This window comes from Bacillus mycoides, assembly GCF_000832605.1.
Taxonomy (GTDB): domain Bacteria; phylum Bacillota; class Bacilli; order Bacillales; family Bacillaceae_G; genus Bacillus_A; species Bacillus_A mycoides.
This window is the reverse complement of the sequence record NZ_CP009692.1, coordinates 2,945,776-2,972,335: the sequence shown is the minus strand read 5'-3', so window position 1 is coordinate 2,972,335 and position 26,560 is coordinate 2,945,776. Positions and strand designations below refer to the sequence as shown.

Here is a 26,560-nt window from a genome sequence, read left to right as displayed (position 1 = left end):
CCCCTTTTCATTTCCCTATAGAAAATCCTTCGAACATTCTTCCTCCGTATTGATCTAGCGTGTTTTCTACAAAAGTAATTAATTCATTTTTCTCCTCTGTTTTATAAAAATGATCAAAAGCCGCTACAAAATGTTCTGCATATTGCTCGTCATACCTTCTTAACACTCTAATAAACCATTTTGAATTTCCAAGCCATTGACCATTTACCCTTAAAACATATTCATGTACTAAATCAGCTAATAAATTGGCGATGAACAATTCTTCTTCTCTCTTTGTTGCACCAATGAAATCATCCAAGGTATCCGTAATAAAATAGCGTTTCTGCTTCATCGTTTCTTCTGACCATTTTTTTGGTCCTTTATTTAATAAATCATTCGCTTCTCTTTTAAGTGTCTCTACAATTTCATCTTTTCCTTTTAGCACAATCCCTTCTGAAACTAATTGAGGTAATGAAGGTCTCCCGCGCTCACAATCACTTTTAAAAAAGGTTTTATACGTTTCAAAATTATGTACGAATACTTCAACAGGCCAGCCATTACTATAGAAGGATTCTCTATAACAAGATGACAAACTTTGGTCGAATATTACAATATCAAGGTCAGATGTTTTCGTAGCCTCTCCTCTAGCCACACTTCCCCCTAGTAAAGCAACATCACAATTCGAAAATTGTGATGTAATTATGCTTTGTGCCGCTTCCATTGGTTTCATAACCGTTCCCCTTTTCTTATTTCACTTTCTTTTTTTCAGCTCTTTCTCTCGCTTTTTTTATATACGGTTCTGCGTCTGGTGTTTTGCATGACGTTGCACCATGATCAACTTCTACTTTTCCAATTTCACGTGCAATTTCAATTGCTTGTTGCTCTAAAGCTTCATTTCGAATCCCTATCGCGATTAAAGCACTATTCATCGCTTCTTTTTTTCTATTTTTTTCATTATGTATATTTGCTTTAATTTCTTCTAGATATGGAGTGAAAAATTCATCATGTAACGTTTTATTTTTAATCGCTATATTTGCTAATAAAGACCAACCTGCTCTTCCAATCCATTCATCATCAGACTTCGTCCACTCTTCCATTCTTTCTATTGCGATTGGTGACGTACATATAGCTGTCATAAGAACGTCCATTAAACAATAGTAATCAACATCCTGAACCCATCTATTTAGTTGTTTTGACGTTAGTTTCTTCGGATCTAAAATCATCGTTGCTAAAGTCATTGCATCCATATTTTTCGTTTCCCATAATGAGATTGCTAAATCATGATCCTTTTTTATCCTCTTTTTCAACAATTTTAAATTTGCAAAACTAACTCCAAATAACGGCTCTTTTGCCCCATGATTTTTAAAGATTTTACGGTTTTGTTCTGTTCCATATTCTTCTAGTTGCTGCATTACTTCTTCAAGTAACATAGATCCACCTCTTTTATATATTTTGTTGCCTTCACATATGTATGTACGATATATTCTACATTATTTTTTGGTTTTCCTATATTTATTTTTAAAATACGGTATGTGAAATTTTATTGATGTTCTTTAAAATAAAAAACATCCTCTTCCTTATTTTTCACACGGTTGTTCATTCACACTCTGTATACAATACTCCACAAGCGCATTCAACGGATTTATTATGTTCCTTCCTATTATATTTTCTACCCTTGTAGCAGCATCTACCATAGATAATTGTGCAACTGAAAGCATTTCGTTTCTATCTTTCATAATTTCATATAAATACTTTTCTAATTTAACATCATGCTCTTCTTTACGACCTTGCATAATTAACTCAAATATCCCTTCTATCACTTCTACTTTTACATGTATGGATTTATTATTCTGCCGAGCGTATTGTTTTAAACGTTCCATCGTTCCTGAAACCGTACGATTATTTGTAAAAAGTATTGTTTGTGGCTCTTCAATATGACAAATCATTTCAAAAAATGGCTCATCAATTTTCAATATAGGTATGTCTATTTTGAAATTCTCATCTAATAGCGTAATATAATCTGTACAAGTTAATAAAAGTGTATCTATATCACTTTTGGCTATATACTTTATAATATCTTTTAAATTACTCCGTGCTTGTTCTTTTTCAAAATCGCAATCTTTTTTTAATATGCGTGATAAGATGGGATCTACAAAATGGAGTATTTCGATTCCAAAAGATTGCAATGCTCGGTCAATGTATTCAATATTTGAATGATGAGCATGTAAACAAGCTAATTTTTTCATACTTTTCCTCCCTTTCTAAAACAAAAAACGTGAATGAACCATTATTACATGCAGTTCCATTCATTTAATTCTTGTTTCATTTTTTCAAACCTGCAAAACAGTGAAATCTTACATGCTTTTTAACAAACTTTTTTGCGCTTGTAAAAAAGTTTTTTTGCATTTCCCCCTCTAAAATTGCTAATATAGTAGAGTAGAACTTTTATAGAGAGTAGGAAAATTATGCACAATGGAATTCGGATGACAACTTTAGTGAAAAGGGCTCTGTTGATTTGCGCTGGGGTATTATTTACATACGAAGCTGCTTACGGATCAACACATATCGCTCTAGCAAGTACAGAGGATGAAGCGAAATCTGTTCAACTTGTAAGTGAAATTCAAACGTCCCTTGCTCCGAAAGAAGCTCCAAAGCACTATAACGGGCAAGTTAGAAAAGTCGCTTACTTAACATTTGACGATGGTCCTGGAAAATACACAGCTGAGCTTTTAGATATGTTAAAGAGTGAAAATGCAAAAGCAACATTCTTCCTAATTGGTTCAAACGTAAAAGCTTTCCCTGATCTTGTAAAACGTGAAGATGCTGAAGGCCACTATGTTGGGATGCACAGTATGACTCATAACTACAAGAAACTTTACACAGAAGGTCATTACGTTGATGAAATGAAAGAAGACCAAGGCTTAATCGCTGGCGTTCTAGGAAAATCTCCAGTATTAACTCGTCCATCTTACGGCTCAATGCCAGGGTTAAATGAAGCTCTTCGCAACAAAGTTGTTGAAAATGGTTTAAAAGTTTGGGATTGGACAATTGATTCATTAGACTGGAAATACAACAAAATGCAAGTAGACGCTGCATCTGCTAAAATCGTAGAAAACGTTCTACATGGTGCTACAAACCCAACAGAAGTTATTCTAATGCATGATATTCATCCACAATCAGTTAAAGCAGTACCTGGTATTATTAAAGGGCTGAAAGAAAGAGGATATGAATTAGAAGCCTATAATGAGAACGAACACTTCCCATTAAACTTCTGGCATGATAATCGTATGTAATAAAAAGACTTGATTCCCTCTTGTAGGTTATCAAGTCTTTTTTTATCGTTTTGGGAATTTCCTTTGTTGCTCTTCAATAGAACGAATAATATTCTCCCTATCCTCTTGAGTTATACCGATAGAAAATTCGTATTCTTCTTCCTTACACCATGTGGGGTTAAGTTCCAGCGATAAGCGAATAACAATGTTAAACTCCCCTGCTTTTCCCCCCATAAATTCAAACGCTAAATTTGGTTCTATGAAATCTAGTTCGTTATATTTAGGGTTTGGTAAAGATTCAAACCATTTTATCATGTACTGTAAATCGTATGTTTGTAAAAAAGGATCCATCGTTTCAAAAACTTTATTTTCTTCTGATAGTTTCGCTTTTACTCTTAACCAATTTCTATCACACTCGTCTTTTGCATCTGCATATTGGTAATTTACAACCTCTAAATGTAATGATATTTTTTCATTTTGAAAATTCATGCATAGACTCCTTTTATTTTACCCTATTTTGAAAATATACTTTTCTGTTTCAATATTGATCCTCAAGGAAAATCAAAAGATTTTACAAACAATCATAACACATTTTTTTCAAACCAATCCCTATTTCTTTTATTCAAATTCCCTCACTTTCTTACACTTTAATATTTAAATAAAAAGACTTGAATTCATAATTAGAATTCAAGTCTTTTTATGCTCTATTATTTAGAAAACATTCCCTAGCAATTTCGCAATTTCACTAATTAAAATACCAACAACAGCAAAGTCGGAATCACCGAATGTTGTATTTTCAAATCCTAATCCACCTAATATAGGTAGTAATATAGCTGGTAGGAATGAGATTAATAATCCATTTACAAAAGCTCCAAGTATTGCTCCTCGTCTTCCTCCAGTTGCATTTCCAAATACAGCAGCTGTTGCCCCTGTGAAGAAATGAGGGATTAATCCTGGCACTATTACACTTAATCCGATAAACGGAAGAATAAACATAGATAGTAATCCAGCAATAAAACTTGTTAAAAAGCCAATAATAACCGCATTTGGCGCGAATGGGAAGATTGTTGGACAATCTAATGCTGGTTTGGCATTTGGTACAAGTTTATCTGCTATCCCTTTAAATGCAGGGACAATTTCTGCAATCAACATACGGACACCAGCTAGAATAATATATACACCCGCAGCGAATGTAATTGCTTGCATGAATGAATACACGAGATAATTTTGTCCGTTACTTAATTCTGTTTCGATAAAGTTTTTCCCAGCAAATGGTGCAACAATAAAGAATAACACAGCCATTGTTAATGACATAGAAACTGATGTATCACGTAAAAACCCTAATGACTTCGGTACTTTAATTTGTTCTGTAGATTTTTCCTTATTTCCAAATTTACTACCAACAAATCCTGCTGCTAAATACCCAACTGAACCGAAATGGCCAATTGCGATATCATCCATTCCCGTAATTTTTCTAACATACGGTTGAAGTAGAGCTGGAAAAATGACCATAAGTAATCCTAAAATAATAGACCCACTAATAACTAGTGAAGCGCCTTTCATCCCTGTAGTTGAAAATACAGCTGAAATTAAACATGCCATGAATAAGGTATGATGACCAGTTAAAAATACATATTTAAATCTTGTAAATCGTGCAATTAGTAAATTAGCAATCATCCCAAATACCATAATTAATGCCGTTTCTGTTCCTAAAGTTTGCTGTGCTATCGCAACAACAGCTTCGTTATTTGGAATAATCCCTTTAATATGAAATGCTTTATCAAATATTTTACCAAAAACATCTAAAGCCCCTATTAATATAGTGGCTCCGCCTCCTAAAACGACGAAGCCCATAATTGTTTTTAATGTTCCTGAAACTGTATCTGCAAAATTCTTTTTTTGCAATAGTAAACCACACATAGCAAACAATCCAACTAATATTGCAGGCTGTCCCAAAATATCTTTCATTATTAAATCAAACATAGCACTACTCCCCTTTCACCGTTTCTACATCAGGTGTTTTTGTAATGCTTCTTTAATTTCATTTAAATCTAGAATGTTTGTTAATCCAGCAACTGTGCGAGTACCATCTTCAAGGTTGCAAATGATATCTTTCGCACCTAAATATAGATCTGCTTGTTCTGATTTACTTGATGCTAAATCCGTATGAGAAACTTCAGCTTGCATACCAAGTTCAGTTAATATTTTCTTTACATTCATTTCTATAATAAAACTACTTCCTAATCCATTTCCACATACAACTAATACTTTTTTCATTTCAATCTCCCCTTTAATTAGAATATTTAGCTATCATTTCTAGCATTTTATCTTTTGAATTTGAATGCATTAACATTTCTATGTTCGTTGGTTCAGATAACATCTCACTTAATTGTGCCAATGCCTTCAAATGTGTCTCGTTATCTATAGCTGCTAATACAATAATTAAATTTACAGCATGCTCTTGTTTTTCTGAAAATAACACACCCTCTTTTAGTTGTAATAAACTCATCCCTAATTTTTTGACACCTGCTTCTGGACGAGCATGAGGTATAGCGATTTTAGGTGCAATTACAATATACGGGCCTAACTTCTTTACATTCGCAATCATTTCAGAAATATATTCTTCAGAAATATGTCCACTTTGTAATAAAGGTTCCGACGCAACACGAATTGCTTCCTCCCACGTCTCAACGTGATTCTCAAGCTCTATAAATTCTCTAGTTAATAGCTCGTTTAACATAGGCTTATATTTCTCCTCCTTATCAATATGTACCGGACCACTCATAAACTCTCTCAATTCATTTTTTAAAGATTTTTCATCTAAAATGTCTGTGTATTTTTGGATAATACCCATCATCATATCAACTGAATCATTTTGATTTTCGCCATATAAAGCTACATTGACTTTTCGTAGTAACGATGCTTTTTCGGAATCGGTCAAAATTGGATTTACCATAAAGATAGGAATTTTCCCCTTCTCCAGTTCAGTTGTAGTAATAATACAATCTACATCAAATGTATTTGATTCATATTCCCGCTTTGAAATGGCTTTTAAAATATCTACACTTGAAAACACTTGCTCTAATTGGTACTGCAACATACGTGATGTACCAATACCATTTGGACAAACAAGTAGCGCGGTTTTTCTTGGGCTGGGAACGATTCCCTCTTTCCTCATCCAAGCACCAAAGTGCATAGTAATATATGCCATTTCATCATCTGAAACTATTTTTCCAACATATTCTTCAAAATGATGAATTACTTTTTTTGTAAGAGTATATACTTCTTCATAATTTTGCTGGATTGTATAAAGTAATGGATTTTCTATTTCAATCCCGTACTTTACACGATAATATGCCGGTTTCATATGCAGATATAGGTCTGAAGCAAGTCCTTTAAAATCTTGAAATATAACACAAGCATAATGTTGAAAATCCTTTATCATATATCCGACCATTGAATGTATTCCATCAATCTCACTTTTTTCAAAGTCTTTTTGTTGAGCATTTACTTTTGCTCCTAACAAATGAGTCGTAATATAATAAATTTCATCTATTGGAAAATCCACGAAAAATACTCTTTCAAACTGTTTTGCAATATATTTTGCTGCTTCAAATTGTTTTGTTTCTCTTAGTACATCCTTTTCAGCATCTTCCATCTCAACACATTTTCCATTTACAATACGATTGCGGAATAAATACATGTAAACGCTTAAACTTTCAAGTACCTCATCTGTGTACTGGACCCCTAAAAGCTCTTCACAATTTGATAAAATATTTTTTATTATAAGAAGTTCCTCGTGATCTTTATTACCTTTTACATTTTTATTATCATTCGTAATATATTTCACATGCGATATTAAATATTCCCATCCATGCTTTGAAATTATTTGTGAAAGATTTAAGATTAATATATTTCGTTTTCCATGTTCATTCCCTATAATATTGTAGCCATGTTTACGATTAAAGTTTAATGCGAGCTTAAACTTCACTAACTCTGCTTTTATTTTTTTCAAGTCAGCAAGAGCAGTATTACGACTGACTTGCACAAGTTCTATTAAGTCTTCTAATAGAATCCTTTTCTCCATTGTTAGTATATAAAGAACCAGCAATATTTTTCGTTCATGTGGAGAATATTCATATTGGCTTGTTGTAAATCCATTTAACTTTTTTATCACTCTTTGCTTCGTTTCATTATCAAAACAGTAGCCTAAAGGGCGAATATATTCATATGAATTTAAATCCTCTGCAACTAACCAATCTTCTATTTTCTTCATATCATAATAAATTGTTCGCTTTGAAACTTGTATGACTTCCATTAATTGAGATACAGAAACATAGCTATCCGCTTGAATAATTTGCTGTAAAATACTTATACTTCGATTATCTAATATCATATATGATATACACCCTTTCTATACTTGTTCTTAAATAGAATTGCAAGTATAGATACTAACTTTGCAAAATTAGAGTTTGAAATCGCTTTCTATTAATATCTTATCTTGTATCTCTTCTAAAATTAAGTCCAAATTCTTGTTTATGCACAGTGCAATGATTGTACTTTCATTTAAAAATTTTACTATATACATGCGGCATATGAAATTATACAATACGATTTTTTATTTTAAAGACAATTTGTCAATCTAAGTGCGACAGTTCTTCCTGAAACCCTTCATGGGCAGTTTTCTGTATGAAGTAAGTGATGTGATAACTTCTACTTTATACGAAGCGATATGGGCTTTTTTCTTTAGGTGTCGCACTTAATAATACAATGTATCGATACATAAAATATTTTTAACTCATTACCCTCTGTACATGAAATAAATTTGATTTGCGATATAATCTGAACTAAAGTGAAGTCCATTCCTTATCCACCACATGATAATACCTACCAATGAAGCTGTTTTAATATCAACCGCAACATAATCATCAGGCAGATCCTTTTTCGTATTCTCTCTTCTCGTTTCTATTAACTCTTTTAAAAATAAAAATAGTTGCTCCTCAAATTGATTCATTTTAAATAATATAAATAAATAATTTCGATGGATATATAAATAATCAAGTAATTGTGTTAGCTTTTGTTTTTCTGATAAATCTTTTGCATGTATTAAATCAGCTATTTTATTTGAAAGTTCATTTGAAATCTCATTCGTGATTTGGTCTAGTAAATCTTGAATATCTTGATAATGTAAGTAAAAGGTTGTTCGGTTTAATCCTGCTTTTGTTGCGACTTTCTGAACCGTTAAACTTGAAATACTAGGATTCTCACATAGGAGAGAAAAAACAGCATTTTTAAACATTTCTCTTGAACGAACTGTACGAGGATCTTCTTTTTTAGGTGTAGACATTTTGAAACTCCTTTATAGATTTTCTCTTTACTTACTCGACAGTGCATACCTTCTATGTCGAGTAGTGAACATTTTCAACAAAACTGTTCATGGTCAAAGAAAATTTATTTTGTTACCATTAATTTTATCGACACAATGTCGATAAATCAAGACGACAATGAAGGAGTTTACCAATGCAAAAGGAAATATCAGAAAGAAATAAAAAAATTATATTAATTGTGCTCATTTCCGGTTGTTTTTTATCAACATTAAATCAGACGCTATTAAATGTAGCGATGAGTAATTTAATGGAAGTATTTGATGTTACAGCTGCAACCGTGCAATGGCTATCAACAGGCTTTATGCTCATAAATGGCGTTCTAGTGCCAATTACTGCATTTTTAATGAAACGATTTACAACAAGGCAGCTGTTTATTAGCTCGATGCTCTCTTTGTTTATCGGGACTGTTCTTTGTGCATGTGCCATGAATTTTGGCATTTTGTTAACAGGAAGAATGATTCAAGCAGTTGGGGCAGGAATTATTATGCCACTAATGATGACAGTTATTTTATATTTATACCCTAGTGAAAAGCGTGGCAGTATTATGGGAACCATCGGTTTCGCCATAATTTTTGCGCCAGCCATCGCTCCAACATTATCTGGCTTTATTATTGAATATGTATCATGGAGATGGTTATTTATTGGATTCGCTCCATTTGTATTAATCGTTATTATTCTCGCGCTAAAATATTTAATGAATGTTGCTGAGACAACAAAAGCAAAATTAGATATCGTAAGTGTCATTTTATCAACGATTGGCTTTGGTTGTATTATATTCGGATTTAGTAGTGCAGGAAGTAAAGGATGGGATCATCCAATTGTTATTACTACAATTATCATCGGAATAATTGTTACAACTCTATTTTGTTTACGTCAAATAAAGTCTAGCGATCCACTATTAAATTTATCCGTATTTAAGTATAAAATTTTCACTCTTACATCAGTCATTAACGTACTCATTACGATGATTATGTATGCTGATTTAATTCTTTTACCGATTTACTTGCAAAACGGACGAGGTTTTACTGCTTTTGAATCAGGTTTACTTCTATTACCTGGAGCTGTAATTAATGCATTCTTATCACCTATCACGGGTAAAATGTTTGATAAATATGGGGCAAAACCACTCTTTATTATAGGTTTAATATGTATCATTATATCGATGTGGGGTGTAATTGATTTGACCGAATCCACCACTTATATGTATTTAATGGTTCGTACCATTATTCTACGCATTGGACTAAGTTTCATTTCGATGCCTTTAAATACAGCAGGTTTAAACGCTTTACCAAGAGAACTGGGTTCACATGGTTCCGCAGTGAGTAATACCGTACGTCAATTAGCAGGTGCTATAGGAACAGCAGTCATTATTACTGTGTATACAATTCAATCCACTTCACATACTTCACAGTTATCTAGTGAGAACGGAAGCATATCAGCTATGCAAGTAACGAAATTAGCTTCTATCTTCAGCTCAAGTGATGCGTACGTATTTATGTTAGTCTTATCCTTTGTAGCTTTGATTATTGCATGTTTTATGCCTAAAAAAGTAGCACTCCAAAAATCCGAAAGTAAATCTTAAAACAAAAAATCCTACTCGTTTTCTATACGAGTAGGATTTTTTATTATTTATTTCGTTTCCCCGTCTTCAGTCGTCTTCACCTTCGTTTTATCTTTATCACGATTGTTATAGTTATATTTAGAAGGTTCTACCGGTGTAAATCCTTCTGGTGTGTAGAATCGTAATAAGTCACCGTTAACAACTTGGTCGGAGTATTTTAGTGATTTTTGAACCATTTGCTCATTTTGTTTTATTTCATCTGTAAATTCTACAGGTTTCCCAGTCGCTGTATCATAGTATTTGCCGTTAAGTGCAGTAACTGTTGGGCTTACGTAGTTACCGTTACGGAACGGAACGACTTGTTTATGCTCTGGTGATAATAAATCTGATCCGAATTGGACATAATTTTTCGTATCTGTACCTAGTAAGTGTAATAACGTTGGAAGAACGTCAATTTCTCCGCCGTATTGATGTTGTACGCCGCCTTCCATTCCTGGTACGCGAATGATTAATGGTACACGTTGTAATTGAGCATTTTCAAATGCGTTCATTTCTTTACCCATTATTTGAGACATTGCTGCACTATGATTATCTGAAATACCGTAATGATCACCGTACATAACGATAATTGAGTTATCGTATAAACCAGATTGTTTCAAGTAATCAATGAATCCTTTTACAGATTCATCTAAATAGCGTGCTGTTTGGAAGTACGTATCTACTGATGAATCACCTGTTTTAGCTGGTTCAATCGTTGCTTCCGCTTTATCAATCGGATAAGGGAAATGGTTCGATAACGTAATGAACTTCGTATAGAACGGTTGTTTCAACGTTTGTAATAACGGAATTGATTCATTAAAGAACGGTTTATCTTTTAAGCCATAGTTTACTACATCTTTTTCATTCATATCGTAGTATGACGCATCAAAGAATTTATTAAAACCAAATGATTTATAAATTTCATCACGGTTCCAGAACGTTTTGTAGTTACCGTGGAACACTGCTGATGTGTATCCTTGTTGACCTAAAATAGCTGGTGCTGATTGATACGTGTTATGAGCTTTATTTGTAAAAACAGATCCTTGTGGTAATCCAAACATTGAGTTCTCTAACATGAACTCCGCATCAGATGTTTTACCCTGTCCTGTTTGATGGAAGAAGTTATCAAAGTATAACGTATTCGCATCTTTTGTAAATGAGTTTAAGAATGGTGTAACCTCTTGACCATTTAGTTTATAGTTTAGTAAAAAGTTTTGGAATGACTCTAAATGAATATAAATTACGTTCATTCCTTTTCCTTTACCGAAATACTCAGGATTTGGACTTGCATAAGTTGATGTAAGATAGTTTCTAACTTCTGTCATATTATCTCCATCCGCTAATGCTCGTTCTGTTGATGCTTTCGCACTTTGAATACCATCATAAATCGTAAAGTTGTACGCCCCTAAATATTTCACGATATAATTGCGGTCAAATGTTCTAGTTAATAACTCAGGACGGTCAGATTCTGCCAGACCTAAGTTAACGCTAAATAATAAAATACCTGCTACAAATACTAGAGATAATTTATGCTTCGCAACACGGATTGGTTTAGGATTTACAAATTTCGTTGCGACTAAAACAATTAAAATGATTGTATCTAAGAAATATAGTGGATCATATAAGTGTAGCAATGCAAAAATACTACCACCTAAATCTCCAAAGTTATTCGATTGTGTTAATGTCGGGAACGTAATAAAGTCACTGAAAAAGCGATAATATACTACGTTTGCGTATAAAAGTATAGACATTAGCAAATTAATAATAATTAACCAAATGTAAGCTCGTTTCCCTTTTGCGAATAATGCGAGTCCTAAAAATAGAACTGCTGAGCTTAACGGGTTGAAAAACAGTAAGAACTTTTGTATTGTGTTCGATATCCCTAAATTAAATTCTGTCACATATGCAGCATATGTTTTTAACCAAAGTAAAATAACAGCAAATACGAAAAATCCAAAATGATTACTTAATACTCGTTTACTCTTCAATAAAAATTGTTGCATCTCTCCACCTCTTTTGATCATCCAAGGCTTATTTTATATAAGTCTGTCTCTCTATTCAATTTCTCTTCTTCAAATAGATTTTATTTGTTTAACTATATGAAGAATATTAGTAATTATAATTTGTAGCTTTTATTTATTCAACTATTTCTTTTTAAACATTTTGACCTTGGTTTCTATTTAACAAAATACATTTGTAACATTTCCTGTTTTCTCCCAAGGCTCATCCACTAATTATGACTCCACAAACTATAATCCTTTATTTCCTCATTTGCAAACTAACCTATCTCCAATTTTGGTACATTCATGTAAACTACCCAATTTCATAAAATAAAAAGTGTAGTTTGGGCAATTTGCTCAAACTACACTTTTTCGACTACCGTTTATCATCCTTTGTAGCTATTCCCTCTTCTTTTAACCAATTCTTTCAGTCCCATGAATATTACATTCCAATCATGCTCAGAGCCAGCATGACACCCCTTTAAAGCTTTTTCAACATCATATTTTGTCCAATCTTCTTCATGAGCAACGATTATATTTTGTGAAAATATCATTTTAAATCCTTGTTGTTTCTCTTTTATTTCAACTGTGATTTTATCTAATAATTCACTAAACTGCGGCGTTTTTAATGTAAATACTAATTTTTTTAGGACGATTCATTTCGATATATTCCCCAATTGCTCGATAATCTTTTTCGCCACGATGATCAATAATTTCCCAACTCCCTCCTACTTCAGGAGTATTTCCCGTTACTTTATCCGTCCCTTCCAATGTAAAAAACCATTTCTTCATCATTTCAGGGTTTATCCACGCTTCAAAAATTTCTTACCATCGCTAATGTTATTTTTGAATAATTATCCATTTTAATCCTCCCCCCACTTTATATTAAAACGAATATTTGTTTACTTAAAAAAACCCCCGCTCTCATAATAGAAAGCGAGGGTTTTAATCAATTATTATTGACCTTTGTACATTGCATCAACTTGTTTTTGAAGTTCTTGACTTTCTAAGAACTCATCATACGTTGCTACCTTATCAACTACACCGTTTGGCGTTACTTCGATAATACGGTTTGCAATTGTTTGTACGAACTGATGGTCATGAGAAGTGAATAGTAATGTTCCTTTAAATGTGATTAAACCGTTGTTTAATGCTGTAATAGACTCAAGGTCTAAATGGTTCGTCGGATCATCAAGTGTTAATACGTTTGCACCGCTTAACATCATTTTAGATAACATACAACGAACTTTTTCTCCTCCAGATAAAACAGAAACATTTTTCTTTACTTCTTCACCAGAGAATAGCATACGGCCTAAGAAACCACGTAAGAAACTTTCTGACTCATCTTGTGGAGAGAACTGACGTAACCAATCAATTAAAGTGTAATCACTGTTCTCGAAGTACTCAGAGTTATCTCTTGGGAAATGAGCTTGAGATGTTGTTACACCCCATTTGAATGAACCGCTATCTGGCTCCATTTCACCCATAAGAATTTTAAATAATGTTGTCATCGCAATATCGTTACGTCCGATAAATGCAACTTTATCACCTTTATTTAAAGTGAAGTTCACATTATCTAATATTTTTTCGCCATCAATCGTTTTCGAAATACCTTCAACTGTTAATAGGTCATTTCCTACTTCACGTTCTGGTGTGAAACCAACGAACGGATAACGACGTGATGATGGTCTAATATCATCTAATGTAATTTTATCTAACAATTTTTTACGAGAAGTTGCCTGTTTCGCTTTAGATGCATTTGAGCTAAAGCGTGCAATAAAGTTTTGTAACTCTTTTACTTTTTCTTCTTTTTTCTTGTTAGAATCTTGCGTTAGTTTTAATGCTAATTGGCTTGATTCATACCAGAAGTCATAGTTACCAACGTATAATTGAATTTTACCGAAATCAAGGTCAGCCATGTGCGTACATACTTTATTTAAGAAGTGACGGTCATGGGATACAACGATAACTGTATTTTCAAAGTTCATTAAGAAGTTTTCTAACCATTGAATCGCTTTTAAGTCCAAATGGTTGGTAGGCTCATCTAGTAATAGAATGTCAGGTTGACCGAATAAAGCTTGAGCAAGTAATACTTTTACTTTCTCTGCCCCTGTTAATTCAGACATCTTTTTATCATGAATATCTTCACCAATACCTAATCCTTTTAGAAGGATTGCAGCTTCTGACTCAGCTTCCCAACCGTTTAGCTCAGCGAACTCACCTTCAAGTTCTGCAGCACGCATGCCATCTTCATCACTAAAGTCTTCTTTCATGTAAATTGCATTTTTCTCTTGCATTACTTTATAAAGACGTGTGTGACCCATCATTACTGTTTCTAGTGCAGGGAACTCTTCATATTCGAAGTGATTCTGTTTTAATACTGCTAGACGCTCACCTGGCGTAATATGTATGTCACCTGTTGATTGGTCAATTTCTCCAGATAAAATCTTTAGAAATGTTGATTTACCAGCACCGTTTGCTCCAATTAAACCGTAGCAATTACCTGGCGTGAATTTTATGTTAACATCTTCAAATAATTTGCGATCTGCGAAACGCAAACTAACGTTACTTACTGTAATCATTTGTGTCCTCCTACTAATACCGCTTATTTCAGCGTTTTCTCACCGATTGTCTTAAAAAATCGCATATTACGACTCAATTATTGTAGACTATAGCTATTATATAGTAGAAGCTGGATGAATAGCAACGGTTGATTAGCTTTCTACAACGAAATCGAATAGTTTTTATCCATTCCCCTAGCTATTTTTTGTATATCATCGACTTCTTTCTAATATCCCTATTCGCTTCTCATTCTGTAATACATTGAATCATTTTTTCATTTCATATTTTATATACAAAAAACCTGTAGAGAAAACATTCCCTACAGGTTTTTCTTATTTCGTATTCATTATTTTCTCTTTATAACTCTTCAATTTACTCGTCAATCCTATTAAAGCAGGTAACAATATCGGCATTACAATTAAAGCTAATAGTAAAAGAGCAACGCCAACAACGGATGCTACTTGTATAAGTGTCAATACTCCTGAAGGAATTAACGCTGCAAATGTCCCTCCTAAAATAAGTGCCGCTGATAATACGACTCCTCCTATGTGACGAGATGCATTTACAATTTTCGTTACTGAATCCCCTTCTAGCTCATTGTATCGCATCATAACGAAGATGCTATAATCCACTCCTAAAGCGACAATCATAATGAAGCTAAAGAATGGAACATTCCAGCTTAATGACCCTATGTTTAATACATGTGCACTAATTTGTTCACTTATACCAAGTGATGCAAAGTACGCTAAAATTAACGACCCAATAATAAAGATTGAGTTTAAGAATGAGCGTGTAATCACGATTAATACAAGCGAAATCCCTAATAACATAATCGTAGCAGTACGTAGGAAATCTTGCCCGGTTACTTCTTTTAAATCAACGTTTCTAGCTGTTGTCCCGCCAATTGCTTTTTTCGCATCATTTAGTTCTGTTCCCTTTAACGTACCATCTATCGTTTTATTAATTTCTTGAATGATAGGCATCGCTTCTTTTGAATACGGGTTTACGTCTAAAATAATTGTCATTTTAGCAATCTTTCTATTATGTGACATGTACGTATTCAATGCTTTTTGGAAATCTTCTCCTTCTAAAACTTCTTTCGGAATATAAAATTTCTCAGAGCTTTTCGACTCATTTAACTCTCCTAAATATTTTTGAGCGTCACCTAGACCGTTACTTACTTTTCCTAACCCCTCTGTACTTTTAGATAAACCTGATTGCAATTGCCCCATCTTTTCTTGTAAATCTTTCAGTCCAGTTAATAACTGTCCTTGCCCATCGTTTATTTTCATTAATCCAGATTGTAAGTCAGCCGATTTGTTCGAAATTTGTTTTGAACCTGTAGCTCCTTCGTTCAATCCATTTTTCAGTTCAGCAGCTCCTTTTTGTAGTTGCGTTACTCCATTGTTCATTTCCTTTAAACCATTATCTACTTTTAATAATGATTGATTTGCTTCTTTAAATGAACTCATCGCTGCTTTGTGCTGCGTCGCTAATTGATTTAATTCATTTGAAAGAACACTCAATTGCTTCTGAGCTTCTTTTGCAATTCCTAATGTTTGCTGCACATTAGGATCATTTGCTAATTCTGGTTTTGTTTGAATGAAATTGTTCATTAACGTTTCAATTTGTTCATATCCTTTTTTCGCACCATCAATCGCTTGAGAAATACTTCCGAAATATTGATCGTACGAACTTAAACCTTTTTCTAACTGAGCATAACCAGCATGAAGCTGCGAAGTTGCATTTGACAGGGCATTGATATTTCCGTTTAATGATGCTAGCCCATCCTCTATTTGCTTCGCTCCTTGTGCTCCATTGTTTATTCCATTCGATAATTGATTTAAAGCTGTCCCTAATGCTGATACGCCATTTTTCGCTTCATTTGTTCCATCAATTAACTTTTGAACATTTGCAAGACTATTTGAGTCATTACTACCCATTTTATCTTTCGCATCAGTTAATCCTTCATTAATTTCTTTTATGCCACCATTTGCATCTCCTAAGCCTGTATTCAATTCTCCGGCTTGTTTATTTATATATAATTCTTTAATCTTATCTCCAGTTGGACGCGTCGGTGAATATACTTCTGAGACTCCTTTAACTTTCGAGATTTTATCAGTAAGTTCATCTAAAGTTTGTAAACAATTCGCCTCATCTAACTTTTTATCCGATTGAATGACTAACGTACTTGGTGAAGAAAAACCAGGCGGAAAATGCTCTTCTATTACGTTAATCCCCATTTTTGATTCATATTTATTATCCACTTCAAATAAATCATTGTAATTAAGCGTGTTAGAATATTTTAATACGAATGGAATCGATATCACGAATACGATAATTAAAGCGATAAATGGTCTTGCTACTGAATTTTTCGCAAAGAATCCCCATAAACGACTATCCTCATGTCCTTTAAATGTTTTAACTGGATAAAACATTCCTTTTCCTAAAAGCACCATGAAAAATGGATTTAAAGTGGTTAATACGAGTAGTAGTACTGCGACACCAATTGCTACCGCTGAAGTAGATTGATATAATTTAAAACTTGCTAAAGCAAGAGATGCAAAGCCAATTAGTACTGCTATCCCGCTATATAAAACGGTTTTACCTGCCGATTTAAACGTTTCTTTCGTAGCTAAATATGCATTTTCTTGTTTACTTAATTCTTCTTTAAATCTCGTATATAATAAAATGTTATAGTCTGTTCCTACTCCAAACAGGACGACAACTACAAACACTTGCGTAAAGTTTGAAAACGGAAAATTAAATTGATCAACAAGATGGGCAATAATCCCCATTGAAATTAAATACGAAACACCAACTGTAAGAAGAGAAATAATCGGAACGACTGGTGAACGGAATACAATGATTAATACTACAAGAATGAAAATGATCGAAATAACTTCTGTCTTTTTCACGCCCTCTTGAGAGGATGTAAGAAAATCACCCGCTATTAAATCACTTCCTGTTAAGTACGTTGTAACTCCTTTCGTTTGTACTTTTTTATGAAGATTTTTTACAATTTTTGGTATTTTACCATGTTTTTTATCTACCGATATTTGCGTTAAAATAGTCGTATTATCTTTAGAAACTAATTGTTTCTCCAGTTCTTTATTATCTAAATGTGAAACGACTTCCTTAATTCCTAATTGCTCTTTTTCATTTTGCAGGGCATTGATCGTTTTCGTTATTTCCTCTTTTTGCTCATTTGTTAAAGCCTTCTTACTTCCACTATTAAAGACAGCTATAATTTCATACTTTTCAGCCCCTTCTTTATCCATCTCCTTTATCATCTTGTCAGCAATACTGCTTTGTTCTGTATTAGGAATCGTGATTTGCCCTTTTTCCTTCACTAACTGATCCATATTAGGCATCGTTACGATCATTGCAATAGTAATAACTATCCATAATAGAAAAGATAAACTTCTCCAACTTTTTAGCTTGCTCATTTGAATCATCTCCTGTTATTAGAGTTTCATGGTGCATAGAGAATGAATATTCATTCCCTGTTTTTGAAAACATCATTTCGGAATGAACGTTCATTCCTATTATCCTATTAAATTATTTTTCAATTCTATTAAATCACTCCCTGCGGAATGAATATTCATTCCTTTAATTGTACAGACATATCATCTCCTGTAATCGTTTTTATATTTATTTAGGAATGAATGTTCATTCCTGTCCTTATAAAGCTATAGAATCAAATGATTCTAATAGCATTCCAAGAGCTTTCTTCCAATTCTTTTACTAATTCTTTTGAGTATTCTAACTGCCCTGTCGCCATTACTTTTATTAATTTTTCAAGCGGTTGATATACAATAATAATTAAAGCAATTATAGGCAATGGACGAAGAAAACCTTTTTCGATTCCATCTTCAATAATATTCATAAAGAAGCCTATAAAATCGTCAAATATTTTCTTACTCTGTTCATCAAGAAAATAACTATCACAGTGAGAATTTGTAAAAAGAAAAGCATCCACATTGTTTCTCGCAAATTCAAATAAACGGTTATACGTATGACTAAACTGTTCTCGAATATTTGCTTCAACAGGAAAATCAGTTTTTATTGTTTCAGATAGCTGTAGCATGCTTTTTGAAAATAATGAGTTAACGAGTGCCTCTTTATTTTCAAAATAGCGATAAATAGTACCAGCGCCGACATTTGCTTTTTCAGCGATCATCGGAATTGTCGTACCATCGTAACCACGCTCTGCGAAAAGTTTTATAGCAGCATCAAAAATATCCTCTTGCTTATTTTTAGCCATTTTTCTCACCTCAATTTTCAGGAATGAAAATTCATTCCGTTTATAATTATAAATTACATGAATTAAAAGTCAAGTGTGTAAATACGCTATTGAAACATTTATCAAATAACACACTCAATTAAGATATTAATACATTTTTTGCGTTATCCCATCAAAAAATTTCTTTGTATCATCATGACTTAAAACCCTCAATACATCTTGTATCTTAAAAAATTGAACTTGACTTATTTCATTATCTTTTGGATGTAAATCTATTCTGTCACCTATATATTCTACATAAAACATAGTAGTTTCTTGCTCTTCATATCCAATTTTCATTTTGAGTTCTTCAGGAAAGCCAAAGCAAATTTTATCTTCAAATTGTTTTATAACTTTAAACTTTGTAGATCCAGTTTCTTCTTCCAGCTCTCTCAAAATAGCACTCTCTAAATCATTATCTGTATGTTTCACTCCACCTTTAGGAAAATCCCATTCCCCCTTTGACATAGCATATTCTCCATCTATGTCGCTAATTTTCACCTTATGTACCAATAAAAATTCACTGTGTTGGAATACGACCGCACCTACGGCTTGCCTAATCATTTTACTTTTCCTCCTAAAACAATGATTTCACTCTATTAAATAGAAAAGTACTATAATAAAAAGTTTATCATTATAGTACTTTGTTACTCATACATAGCACATGACATTAATTAAAAGAAATCATAAATAAACGGCTTACGCACCGGCACTACATTCTCAAATGCACGTATCTCCTCTTCGCTACCGCTTATTAAGTCTATTTCATTTAATTCTAGCGGTCGCTTGTAACCAAACATAATAGTAGATAACGCATTAATATCGATTTGAATTCCATTTTCTTTTGCTGTTTCTTCTTTAACGATTGTTATTTCATTATTTTTAAGTTGAACCGTTACGTTATTCCACGGAGCAAATGAATCTGTAATATGTAAAATTACTTCTTTCTCTTCGTTGTTCCAGTTCCATTCATATTGTTTGAAAAACTGTTCTACATCTACAATTCTTCCCATGAAATATGGAGTTACTTCTGCTTTTACTCGTGGTTCTTGTAATGTGTAAAGAAGTGGTTCTGTCTCACTTAGTATCATTTCTAGATCTTTAATCATAGAATCATGTTGGCAAATGAAATTCCAAAGACCATTTCTCGCTTCATTATGTAATGGGACAAATTCTTTTACTGTCATTTTAGAATTCTCTATTTTGTATAAAATGTAACCAGCCGCCGTTTTATTTTCATCATAGTAAACTGCCAATGTTAAATCATGATACACCGCTTGTAGCCACCATTTACGTCCGCGAACTAACATACCAGAAAATCGTTCTGCAAATGTTTCATATAGATTCTCTACTTCTTCTGGATGATTATCTTTACTAAAACGTTTCACTGTACCATTCACTTGTTTTTTAATTATTAAATCGCTCTTTGTCATCTGACATACGATTCGATTCGCACAAAGTTCCCAGCCGTATTTACGATAAAATGAAACTGCAAATGGATGTAACATCGATACACTATATCCATCTCTTTTCATAGTTTGTAGTGAATGCTGAAGTAACTCTTTTACATATCCACTTCTTCTATATTCCGGATACGTCGCTACCCCCGCAACGCCGCCCATTTTAAACTTTTCTTTTCCTATGTAAATATGAAAAGGAATTAAGTGCAACTTTGCAGCTAACTCTTCTCCTTCCATAATACCGTATATTTGATGGCTTTCCTTCATTCGTGTAATTTGCTGCTCTACTCGTTCTTCATTTGCTTTATATTGAAAAGCATATTCTGATAAACGTAATGCTTCTCTAAACTTATCTTCTTTTAATTGTATAACGTTCATATATTTCTCCTCCATTCCTCGTTTGAATTATACCACAATTCAAACTATTATAATTCGGTAAGTGAAATTACGAGGATGTTTCAACAAAAGATATCGATTTAGAAACAATCTAACATAAAGGCTCTTTTCAACTGCTTTCTATTGGCGGCATAAGAATATTAAACGCCTTGCGTTCTCTTGGGTTTGCGAAGCTAAGAGGTACCATTGAAAGTGATGAAACTTATGACAACGGCAACATTACGGGCATAAAAAAACCAGTTGATTGAGAGAAACTGGTTCAATAAAGGTTTTATATTGGATATTCATTCAACCAAATTAATGCTTGTTCATAATCATCGAAAAATTTTACGGATTCTTTTGTATTGGATTGTTGTAAATAATTCATTATCTCCCCTTCTTCAAGGAGAAACGCAATTGCCTTACTGTGATTCAAAATGGTTTCATTGAAGAACTTATCTTTCCATGCTTTTTGAACAGAAAAATGATCTGGCGTGTATCCTTTTCTATCCACCAACAATTTGTATTTCCGACCCTCGGAAATGAATTGCTGACAAACCTGCTCGAAGCCATTAAACCATTCATAAACATCAGCTGTATTAATCTTGCCAATTAGATGGGTAACAATTAAATCCCCTGAAACTGTTGTGCTGATATTCTGTTTACTCAACTTGGAACCATCTCCCTTAGTTACAATTATGCGTAAAAATCTCATAAAATCAATAAGGATAAAATTCTTACGTAATAAAGCAACATTATTTAAGAAAAAAGCCAACATAAAAAAGCAGATACATTGCATATCTGCTTCTCATCACTTTATTTAGCTAACGTTTGCAGTTCTTCAAAAAATGTAGGATACGATACACCTACTGCTTCTGCATCTTCAATCGTTGTTTCTCCTTCAGCTATACAGCCGGCAATCGCAAGCATCATTCCAATGCGGTGATCACCGTGACTATGTACTGTATTTCCTTTTAGCTTACATTTACCGTAAATAATCATTCCGTCGTCGGTCGCTTCAATACGAGCTCCTAGTTTCGTTAGTTCAGCAACGACTGTATCGATACGATTCGTTTCTTTCACTTTTAGCTCGTGTGCATCTTTAATGACTGTAATTCCATCTGCTTGTGTTGCCGCTAAAGCGATAATTGGGATTTCATCAATCAGTCGTGGAATGATATCTCCACCGATTTCGATTCCTTTCAGCGGCGATGTTTCAATTGTAATATTTGCAGCAGGTTCTGATGCTCCTTCGTTAATCTGCTCTACAGTAAACGTAGCGCCCATTTTCTCAAGAACATCAATAATACCTGTACGAGTCGGATTCATTCCCACATTTTGTAATAGTAGTTTACTATTTGGAATAATTGCACCTGCTACTAAGAAAAATGCCGCTGATGATACATCACCTGGCACTTGAACATCTGTTGCGGTTAACTTCTGTCCTCCTGCTAGTTTCACTGTTTTCCCCACGCGAGTTACTGTAACGCCAAACGCCTCAAGCATTCTTTCTGTATGATCGCGGGAAATATGAGGTTCTGTAACAGCTGTTACACCTTCTGCGCGAAGGCCTGCAAGTAAAATAGCTGATTTCACTTGCGCACTTGCTACCGGTGAAGTATATTCAATCGCCTTTAAATTCCCGCCTCGTATTGTGAGCGGCGTAAACGTTCCGTCTTTTCGGCCATCAATTTTTGCACCCATTTGCTTTAGTGGATTTGTTACACGTTGCATCGGTCTCTTCGCAATTGAAGCATCACCTTGCACGCAAGAAAAGAATGGTGTGTTTGCAAGTATTCCTGACATTAATCGAATCGTTGTACCAGAATTACCAACATCTAATACAGCTTTTGGCTCTTGTAAACCTTCTAATCCTGTTCCAATTACCGTAACTTCGTCTCTATTTTGTGTAATCTCTACTCCCATTTCTTTAAAACAAGAAATAGTACTTAAACAATCCGCACCAGGAAGAAATCCTTTAATTGTTGTTTTACCTTCCGCGATTGCGCCAAACATGACAGCGCGATGGGAAATTGATTTATCTCCAGGGATTGTAATTTTGCCATTCAATCCGTTATTTACAGTTTGTACTGTTTTTTCTTTCACGTTGTCACCCTCCTCATTAAATTGTTTCATACGTTTGGTATTCTTCTTTTCCGAGCGCAATTTTTGCCTGCGTTCGATCCTCTTCTCTTTGGAAACTAATTCGTAAAACTCCGAGCAATCCTTCTCGCGCTTCTAATATTTGCAAGTTCGTAATACTAATTTCTTCTTCTGCTAGAATGCTTGTGATATGGGCTAATGCCCCTACTTTATCTAAAACGTCGACGTATAAGTCGTGATAGGCAGGAATCGCCCCTCTTTTTCGAACTGGTAAAGAGTCACGATATTCTTTCGCATCTGCAAAATAACTTTGTATTTCTCCTGCATCTCCTTTAGAAACCGTCTTATATAGCTCTTCCATTTCTAAAATCCATTCTTCTAATAGTTCCAATAAATGCCCTCGATTTTGCTTTACGATATCACTCCACATTTTCGGACTACTTGATGCAATACGTGTTATATCTTTAAATCCGCCTGCCGCTAGTTGATGAATAAGCGGATTATCACCAGCATGTTTCTCAACTTGTTTTACTAATCCTGCTGCAATTAAATGTGGGAAATGACTAACTATTCCTGTTATATAATCATGTTCTTTTGTATTTAATACAAGAAAATGAGAGCCTGTTCCTTTTAACCATTCTTTCAACTCTTCTACTCGCTCATCTAATACATGATTCATCGGTGTTAAAATGTAAAATGCATTTTCAAATAAATGCGCCTTCGCACTTTCAACTCCTGTTTTGTGAGAACCTGCCATCGGATGTCCGCCGATAAATGAAACTTGCTTTGTTAATAAAGCTTCTGCTTCATTCATGATTGTCCCTTTCGTACTTCCTACATCGGTAACAATGACATCTTCTCGTAAATGAAATGATGCAAGTTTGTGTAACAACTTTTTCGTTTCTTCAACTGGAGAGGCAAATACAATTAAATTTGCCTCCTCACATGCACGCTGTAAATCTACTGCTACTTCATCAACTACATGTAATTCTTTTGCGCGCTCTACTTGCTCTTTAAATATGTCATAACCGATAATCGTTACATCGTGCTCTTTTTTAATCGCTAATGCAAGAGAGCCTCCTATTAATCCAGTACCGATTAATACTACCTTTTTACACATTTGCCTCATCTCGAGACTTACCTTTTTTATTTTCAAAGTGTTGTTTTAACACTGAAATCACTCCTTCATTTTGTTCCCTAGTTCCGATTGTAATACGAACACCATTTGGAAACGGACGAATAATAAACCCTGCATGCGCACAAGCTTCATAAATTTCCCCAGCATCATCTACCGGCAAGAAGATAAAGTTCGTTTGCGACGAATAAAATGGAATTTCATTTTCTGTACAAAAACTCTCGTATTGTTGTAATCCTTCTGTATTAACACGAACTATTTCTTCAATAAACGCTTCATCGTTAAAAGCAATCGTCGCTGCTTTTTGCGCTAATGAAGATACGTTAAATGGCAAACGTACGACATTTAATTTCTCGATTAACTCTTCCTGTCCAATCGCATAACCAACGCGGAAAGAAGCTAATCCGTACGCTTTAGAAAACGTTCTAAGTACAAGAATGTTGTTATGTTTTTCTAGAAGCGGTAATGTCTCAGGGAAATCTTTTGCTGTTACGTATTCATAGTACGCTTCATCAATGACAATTAACGTATTTTCACTAATGCTTTCAATGAATTGAGTCAATTTTCGCTCATTCACATATGTGCCTGTCGGGTTGTTCGGATTACAAATCCATACGATTTTTGTATGTTCATCAACTGCTGAAGAAATTTCATCTAGATCATATACACCGTTCTTTAAAGCAATTTCTTTCACTTCACAGCCTTCAATAATTGCATGATGACGGTACTGAGGGAATGTCGCGCCAGCAGTTACGATATTATCTCCTTTACAGAGCACTGCACGACTTATAATTTGAATGACTTCATCAAGTCCACTACCACAAAGCACTTGTTCCATTTGCACTTGTAATTTCTCTGCAATTGTTTGACGGAGTACTTCAGCACCTCCGTCAGGATATAAAGCATGTTCCTGCCACGATTTTTGTAATTCTCCTAAAACACGAGGTGAACAGCCAAATGGATTTTCATTTGATGCTAACTTAACAAATGAATGATTCCCGTATACTTCTTTCATTTGCTCTGGTGATTTACCTGGTTTATACGGTTGTAATGATGATAGTTGATCTTTTACTCGCATGTTAAATCCACCTTTTCATTAAAATTCTTTTGCGTATTTGTTATGTTGCGAAATATTTTGTTTTAGTAATTCCATGCGATCTTTTCCGAATTGCTCGACTAGTGCACCGGCAAGTTCCCATGCAACGACAGCTTCAGCTACAACACCTGCTGCTGGTACTGCACAGCTATCAGATCTCTCAATACTCGCTTGGAACGCTTCTTTCGTATCAATATCTACGCTTGCTAACGGTTTATATAATGTAGGAATTGGCTTCATTACGCCTCTTACGACAATTGGCATACCTGTTGTCATACCGCCTTCTAAACCGCCGGCATTATTCGTATTTCTCGTGTATCCTTTTTCTTCATCCCATAAAATTTCATCGTGCACTTTACTTCCCGGCTGTCTTGCCGCTTCAAAACCAATTCCGATCTCAGCACCTTTAAACGCATTCACGCTCATAATAGCACCGGCAAGTTTTGCATCTAATTTGCGGTCGTAATGAACGTAGCTACCAACTCCAATTGGCATTCCTTCTGCAATGACTTCGACAATACCGCCTATAGAATCTCCGCTACTTTTCGCATCATCAATCGCATTCATCATTTCTTGTTCTACTTCTTTATCTAAACATCGAACTGGTGAATTTTCAGTTATCGTTTGAATTTCTTCAATTGGTAAGTTTGAAATACGCTTCGCTTGTACCCCACCAATTTCAAGAACATGTCCTGTGATTTCCACACCTAGTTCTTTCAAAATTTGTTTCGCAACTGCACCAGCAGCAACACGAACTGTCGTTTCTCTTGCAGAAGAGCGCTCTAATACGTTTCTTATATCACGATGGCCGTATTTAATTGCCCCGTTTAAATCCGCATGTCCTGGACGTGGTTTCGTTATAGTACGTTTCATTTCTTTACTTTCTTGCTCCGAAATTGGTTCAGCACCCATTACTTTCGTCCAATGTTTGAAATCATCATTTTTTACGATTAACGTAATTGGTGAACCAAGTGTCATTCCGTGACGTACACCACTTGCAATTTCAACTGTATCTGTTTCAATTTGCATGCGTCTTCCGCGCCCATGCCCTTTTTGTCTTCTTAATAATTCTTTATTAATATGTTCCGCTGTTAATGTTAAACCTGCTGGTACACCTTCTAAAATAACTGTTAACTGCGGCCCATGTGATTCTCCAGCTGTAATGTATCTCATTTCTCTTGCCCCTTTACTATTTTTTTGTACAAAAAAGTCCCTACTGAGCGCTCAGTAGGGACGATGTTTATCGCGGTACCACCCTAGTTGTAGACTTCTTTCGTCTACCTCTCTTCTTCTTTAACGATCGTTT

At 34.3% G+C, this 26,560-nt stretch carries 23 protein-coding genes, 1 pseudogene and 1 other annotated feature (1 of these 25 cut by a window edge); of the genes and pseudogenes, 3 read left to right on the top strand and 21 right to left on the bottom strand.

The annotated features are described in order from the left end of the window. Positions 1-7 precede the first annotated feature (7 nt). The 3 genes from BG05_RS17150 to BG05_RS17140 all read right to left on the bottom strand — a co-directional run bounded on the left by BG05_RS17150 (position 8) and on the right by BG05_RS17140 (position 2,225). The gene (locus BG05_RS17150) at positions 8-709 is read right to left on the bottom strand and encodes a nucleotidyltransferase domain-containing protein (RefSeq protein ID WP_002168170.1); all 702 of its coding nucleotides are present in this window, start codon (positions 707-709) and stop codon (positions 8-10) included. 16 nt (positions 710-725) lie between these two features. Continuing rightward, positions 726-1,409 carry a DNA alkylation repair protein gene (locus BG05_RS17145; protein ID WP_002127844.1) on the bottom strand — a complete coding sequence of 228 codons (684 nt, stop codon included), beginning with the start codon at positions 1,407-1,409 and terminating at the stop codon, positions 726-728. Positions 1,410-1,556: 147 nt separating this feature from the next. Continuing rightward, positions 1,557-2,225, bottom strand: coding sequence for a hypothetical protein (locus BG05_RS17140; RefSeq protein WP_002127846.1), 669 nt, complete (start codon positions 2,223-2,225; stop codon positions 1,557-1,559). Positions 2,226-2,444: 219 nt separating this feature from the next. On the opposite strand from BG05_RS17140, the gene BG05_RS17135 reads away from it, so the two are divergent. Then, on the top strand, positions 2,445-3,272 hold the full coding sequence (locus tag BG05_RS17135) for a peptidoglycan-N-acetylglucosamine deacetylase (protein WP_002127847.1): 828 nt from the start codon (positions 2,445-2,447) through the stop codon (positions 3,270-3,272). Between the two features lie 42 nt (positions 3,273-3,314). Here the strand turns inward: BG05_RS17135 and BG05_RS17130 are convergent, their stop codons facing one another. The 5 genes from BG05_RS17130 to BG05_RS17110 form a co-directional block, all read right to left on the bottom strand. Next, positions 3,315-3,740 carry a WapI family immunity protein gene (locus tag BG05_RS17130; protein ID WP_002127848.1) on the bottom strand — a complete coding sequence of 142 codons (426 nt, stop codon included), beginning with the start codon at positions 3,738-3,740 and terminating at the stop codon, positions 3,315-3,317. A gap of 222 nt (positions 3,741-3,962) precedes the next feature. Continuing rightward, positions 3,963-5,234: a PTS ascorbate transporter subunit IIC gene (locus tag BG05_RS17125; protein WP_000459912.1), complete on the bottom strand. Its 1,272-nt coding sequence runs from the start codon at positions 5,232-5,234 to the stop codon at positions 3,963-3,965. A 24-nt stretch (positions 5,235-5,258) separates the two neighbouring features. Next, positions 5,259-5,528 carry a PTS sugar transporter subunit IIB gene (locus BG05_RS17120; RefSeq protein WP_000757313.1) on the bottom strand — a complete coding sequence of 90 codons (270 nt, stop codon included), beginning with the start codon at positions 5,526-5,528 and terminating at the stop codon, positions 5,259-5,261. Positions 5,529-5,541: 13 nt separating this feature from the next. Then, a complete protein-coding gene (locus BG05_RS17115) occupies positions 5,542-7,647 on the bottom strand; it encodes a BglG family transcription antiterminator (RefSeq protein WP_002127850.1) in 2,106 nt (701 codons plus the stop codon). 405 nt (positions 7,648-8,052) lie between these two features. Then, on the bottom strand, positions 8,053-8,598 hold the full coding sequence (locus BG05_RS17110; RefSeq protein ID WP_002127851.1) for a TetR/AcrR family transcriptional regulator: 546 nt from the start codon (positions 8,596-8,598) through the stop codon (positions 8,053-8,055). 173 nt (positions 8,599-8,771) lie between these two features. On the opposite strand from BG05_RS17110, the gene BG05_RS17105 reads away from it, so the two are divergent. Continuing rightward, a complete protein-coding gene (locus BG05_RS17105) occupies positions 8,772-10,220 on the top strand; it encodes a DHA2 family efflux MFS transporter permease subunit (RefSeq protein WP_003189643.1) in 1,449 nt (482 codons plus the stop codon). A 47-nt stretch (positions 10,221-10,267) separates the two neighbouring features. Here the strand turns inward: BG05_RS17105 and ltaS are convergent, their stop codons facing one another. The 8 genes from ltaS to BG05_RS17065 all read right to left on the bottom strand — a co-directional run bounded on the left by ltaS (position 10,268) and on the right by BG05_RS17065 (position 20,923). Beyond that, on the bottom strand, positions 10,268-12,241 hold the full coding sequence (gene ltaS / locus BG05_RS17100) for a lipoteichoic acid synthase (RefSeq protein WP_002127854.1): 1,974 nt from the start codon (positions 12,239-12,241) through the stop codon (positions 10,268-10,270). 383 nt (positions 12,242-12,624) lie between these two features. Continuing rightward, positions 12,625-12,792, bottom strand: a complete 168-nt coding sequence (locus BG05_RS17095; RefSeq protein ID WP_002127855.1) for a hypothetical protein — start codon at positions 12,790-12,792, stop codon at positions 12,625-12,627. Positions 12,793-12,847: 55 nt separating this feature from the next. Beyond that, positions 12,848-13,033: an SRPBCC family protein gene (locus BG05_RS17090; protein ID WP_002127856.1), complete on the bottom strand. Its 186-nt coding sequence runs from the start codon at positions 13,031-13,033 to the stop codon at positions 12,848-12,850. A gap of 161 nt (positions 13,034-13,194) precedes the next feature. Continuing rightward, positions 13,195-14,820, bottom strand: a complete 1,626-nt coding sequence (locus BG05_RS17085) for an ABC-F family ATP-binding cassette domain-containing protein (protein ID WP_002032778.1) — start codon at positions 14,818-14,820, stop codon at positions 13,195-13,197. A 312-nt stretch (positions 14,821-15,132) separates the two neighbouring features. Then, entirely contained in the window at positions 15,133-18,249 is a 3,117-nt protein-coding gene (locus BG05_RS17080; protein ID WP_033734079.1) for an MMPL family transporter, read from the bottom strand. Between the two features lie 251 nt (positions 18,250-18,500). Then, positions 18,501-19,067, bottom strand: a complete 567-nt coding sequence (locus tag BG05_RS17075; RefSeq protein WP_002013443.1) for a TetR/AcrR family transcriptional regulator — start codon at positions 19,065-19,067, stop codon at positions 18,501-18,503. 126 nt (positions 19,068-19,193) lie between these two features. Then, positions 19,194-19,649 carry an NUDIX domain-containing protein gene (locus tag BG05_RS17070; RefSeq protein ID WP_002127860.1) on the bottom strand — a complete coding sequence of 152 codons (456 nt, stop codon included), beginning with the start codon at positions 19,647-19,649 and terminating at the stop codon, positions 19,194-19,196. A 110-nt stretch (positions 19,650-19,759) separates the two neighbouring features. Beyond that, entirely contained in the window at positions 19,760-20,923 is a 1,164-nt protein-coding gene (locus tag BG05_RS17065; protein WP_002168166.1) for a GNAT family N-acetyltransferase, read from the bottom strand. Positions 20,924-21,050: 127 nt separating this feature from the next. Between BG05_RS17065 and BG05_RS32175 the strand changes: the two are divergent. Beyond that, positions 21,051-21,168, top strand: a pseudogene (locus BG05_RS32175) (IS1595 family transposase); the annotation flags it as partial. A gap of 44 nt (positions 21,169-21,212) precedes the next feature. Here the strand turns inward: BG05_RS32175 and BG05_RS17060 are convergent. Genes BG05_RS17060 through aroC form a run of 5 tightly spaced genes read right to left on the bottom strand, consistent with a single transcriptional unit; the run spans position 21,213 to position 26,427 of the window. Further along, positions 21,213-21,719: a SpoIIAA family protein gene (locus tag BG05_RS17060; RefSeq protein WP_033734078.1), complete on the bottom strand. Its 507-nt coding sequence runs from the start codon at positions 21,717-21,719 to the stop codon at positions 21,213-21,215. A 17-nt stretch (positions 21,720-21,736) separates the two neighbouring features. Then, complete coding sequence (gene aroA / locus BG05_RS17055) at positions 21,737-23,026, bottom strand: 3-phosphoshikimate 1-carboxyvinyltransferase (protein ID WP_003189969.1); 1,290 nt, start codon at positions 23,024-23,026, stop codon at positions 21,737-21,739. A gap of 16 nt (positions 23,027-23,042) precedes the next feature. Next, positions 23,043-24,143: a prephenate dehydrogenase gene (tyrA, locus tag BG05_RS17050; protein WP_002168163.1), complete on the bottom strand. Its 1,101-nt coding sequence runs from the start codon at positions 24,141-24,143 to the stop codon at positions 23,043-23,045. Beyond that, on the bottom strand, positions 24,136-25,236 hold the full coding sequence (gene hisC / locus BG05_RS17045) for a histidinol-phosphate transaminase (protein WP_003189965.1): 1,101 nt from the start codon (positions 25,234-25,236) through the stop codon (positions 24,136-24,138). Before hisC ends, tyrA begins: the two co-directional genes overlap by 8 nt. 18 nt (positions 25,237-25,254) lie before the next feature. After that, complete coding sequence (aroC, locus tag BG05_RS17040) at positions 25,255-26,427, bottom strand: chorismate synthase (protein ID WP_003189962.1); 1,173 nt, start codon at positions 26,425-26,427, stop codon at positions 25,255-25,257. A gap of 53 nt (positions 26,428-26,480) precedes the next feature. Next, positions 26,481-26,560 (bottom strand) — a binding site (T-box leader); it runs 140 nt beyond the window's last position.

Excerpts from the sequence above, each read along its gene's own strand:
- BG05_RS17125 (WP_000459912.1), bottom strand. The coding sequence starts at position 5,234 with ATGTTTGATTTAATAATGAAAGATATTTTGGGACAGCCTGCAATATTA.
- ltaS (WP_002127854.1), bottom strand. The coding sequence starts at position 12,241 with ATGCAACAATTTTTATTGAAGAGTAAACGAGTATTAAGTAATCATTTT.
- BG05_RS17115 (WP_002127850.1), bottom strand. The coding sequence starts at position 7,647 with ATGATATTAGATAATCGAAGTATAAGTATTTTACAGCAAATTATTCAA.
- hisC (WP_003189965.1), bottom strand. The coding sequence starts at position 25,236 with ATGCGAGTAAAAGATCAACTATCATCATTACAACCGTATAAACCAGGT.
- BG05_RS17075 (WP_002013443.1), bottom strand. The coding sequence starts at position 19,067 with ATGGCTAAAAATAAGCAAGAGGATATTTTTGATGCTGCTATAAAACTT.
- BG05_RS17080 (WP_033734079.1), bottom strand. The coding sequence starts at position 18,249 with ATGAGCAAGCTAAAAAGTTGGAGAAGTTTATCTTTTCTATTATGGATA.
- BG05_RS17070 (WP_002127860.1), bottom strand. The coding sequence starts at position 19,649 with ATGATTAGGCAAGCCGTAGGTGCGGTCGTATTCCAACACAGTGAATTT.
- tyrA (WP_002168163.1), bottom strand. The coding sequence starts at position 24,143 with ATGTGTAAAAAGGTAGTATTAATCGGTACTGGATTAATAGGAGGCTCT.
- BG05_RS17130 (WP_002127848.1), bottom strand. The coding sequence starts at position 3,740 with ATGAATTTTCAAAATGAAAAAATATCATTACATTTAGAGGTTGTAAAT.
- BG05_RS17135 (WP_002127847.1), top strand. The coding sequence starts at position 2,445 with ATGCACAATGGAATTCGGATGACAACTTTAGTGAAAAGGGCTCTGTTG.
- BG05_RS17150 (WP_002168170.1), bottom strand. The coding sequence starts at position 709 with ATGAAACCAATGGAAGCGGCACAAAGCATAATTACATCACAATTTTCG.
- BG05_RS17095 (WP_002127855.1), bottom strand. The coding sequence starts at position 12,792 with ATGATATTTTCACAAAATATAATCGTTGCTCATGAAGAAGATTGGACA.
- BG05_RS17065 (WP_002168166.1), bottom strand. The coding sequence starts at position 20,923 with ATGAACGTTATACAATTAAAAGAAGATAAGTTTAGAGAAGCATTACGT.
- BG05_RS17090 (WP_002127856.1), bottom strand. The coding sequence starts at position 13,033 with ATGATGAAGAAATGGTTTTTTACATTGGAAGGGACGGATAAAGTAACG.
- BG05_RS17060 (WP_033734078.1), bottom strand. The coding sequence starts at position 21,719 with ATGCAATGTATCTGCTTTTTTATGTTGGCTTTTTTCTTAAATAATGTT.
- BG05_RS17085 (WP_002032778.1), bottom strand. The coding sequence starts at position 14,820 with ATGATTACAGTAAGTAACGTTAGTTTGCGTTTCGCAGATCGCAAATTA.
- BG05_RS17140 (WP_002127846.1), bottom strand. The coding sequence starts at position 2,225 with ATGAAAAAATTAGCTTGTTTACATGCTCATCATTCAAATATTGAATAC.
- BG05_RS17110 (WP_002127851.1), bottom strand. The coding sequence starts at position 8,598 with ATGTCTACACCTAAAAAAGAAGATCCTCGTACAGTTCGTTCAAGAGAA.
- aroC (WP_003189962.1), bottom strand. The coding sequence starts at position 26,427 with ATGAGATACATTACAGCTGGAGAATCACATGGGCCGCAGTTAACAGTT.
- BG05_RS17105 (WP_003189643.1), top strand. The coding sequence starts at position 8,772 with ATGCAAAAGGAAATATCAGAAAGAAATAAAAAAATTATATTAATTGTG.
- BG05_RS17145 (WP_002127844.1), bottom strand. The coding sequence starts at position 1,409 with ATGTTACTTGAAGAAGTAATGCAGCAACTAGAAGAATATGGAACAGAA.
- BG05_RS17120 (WP_000757313.1), bottom strand. The coding sequence starts at position 5,528 with ATGAAAAAAGTATTAGTTGTATGTGGAAATGGATTAGGAAGTAGTTTT.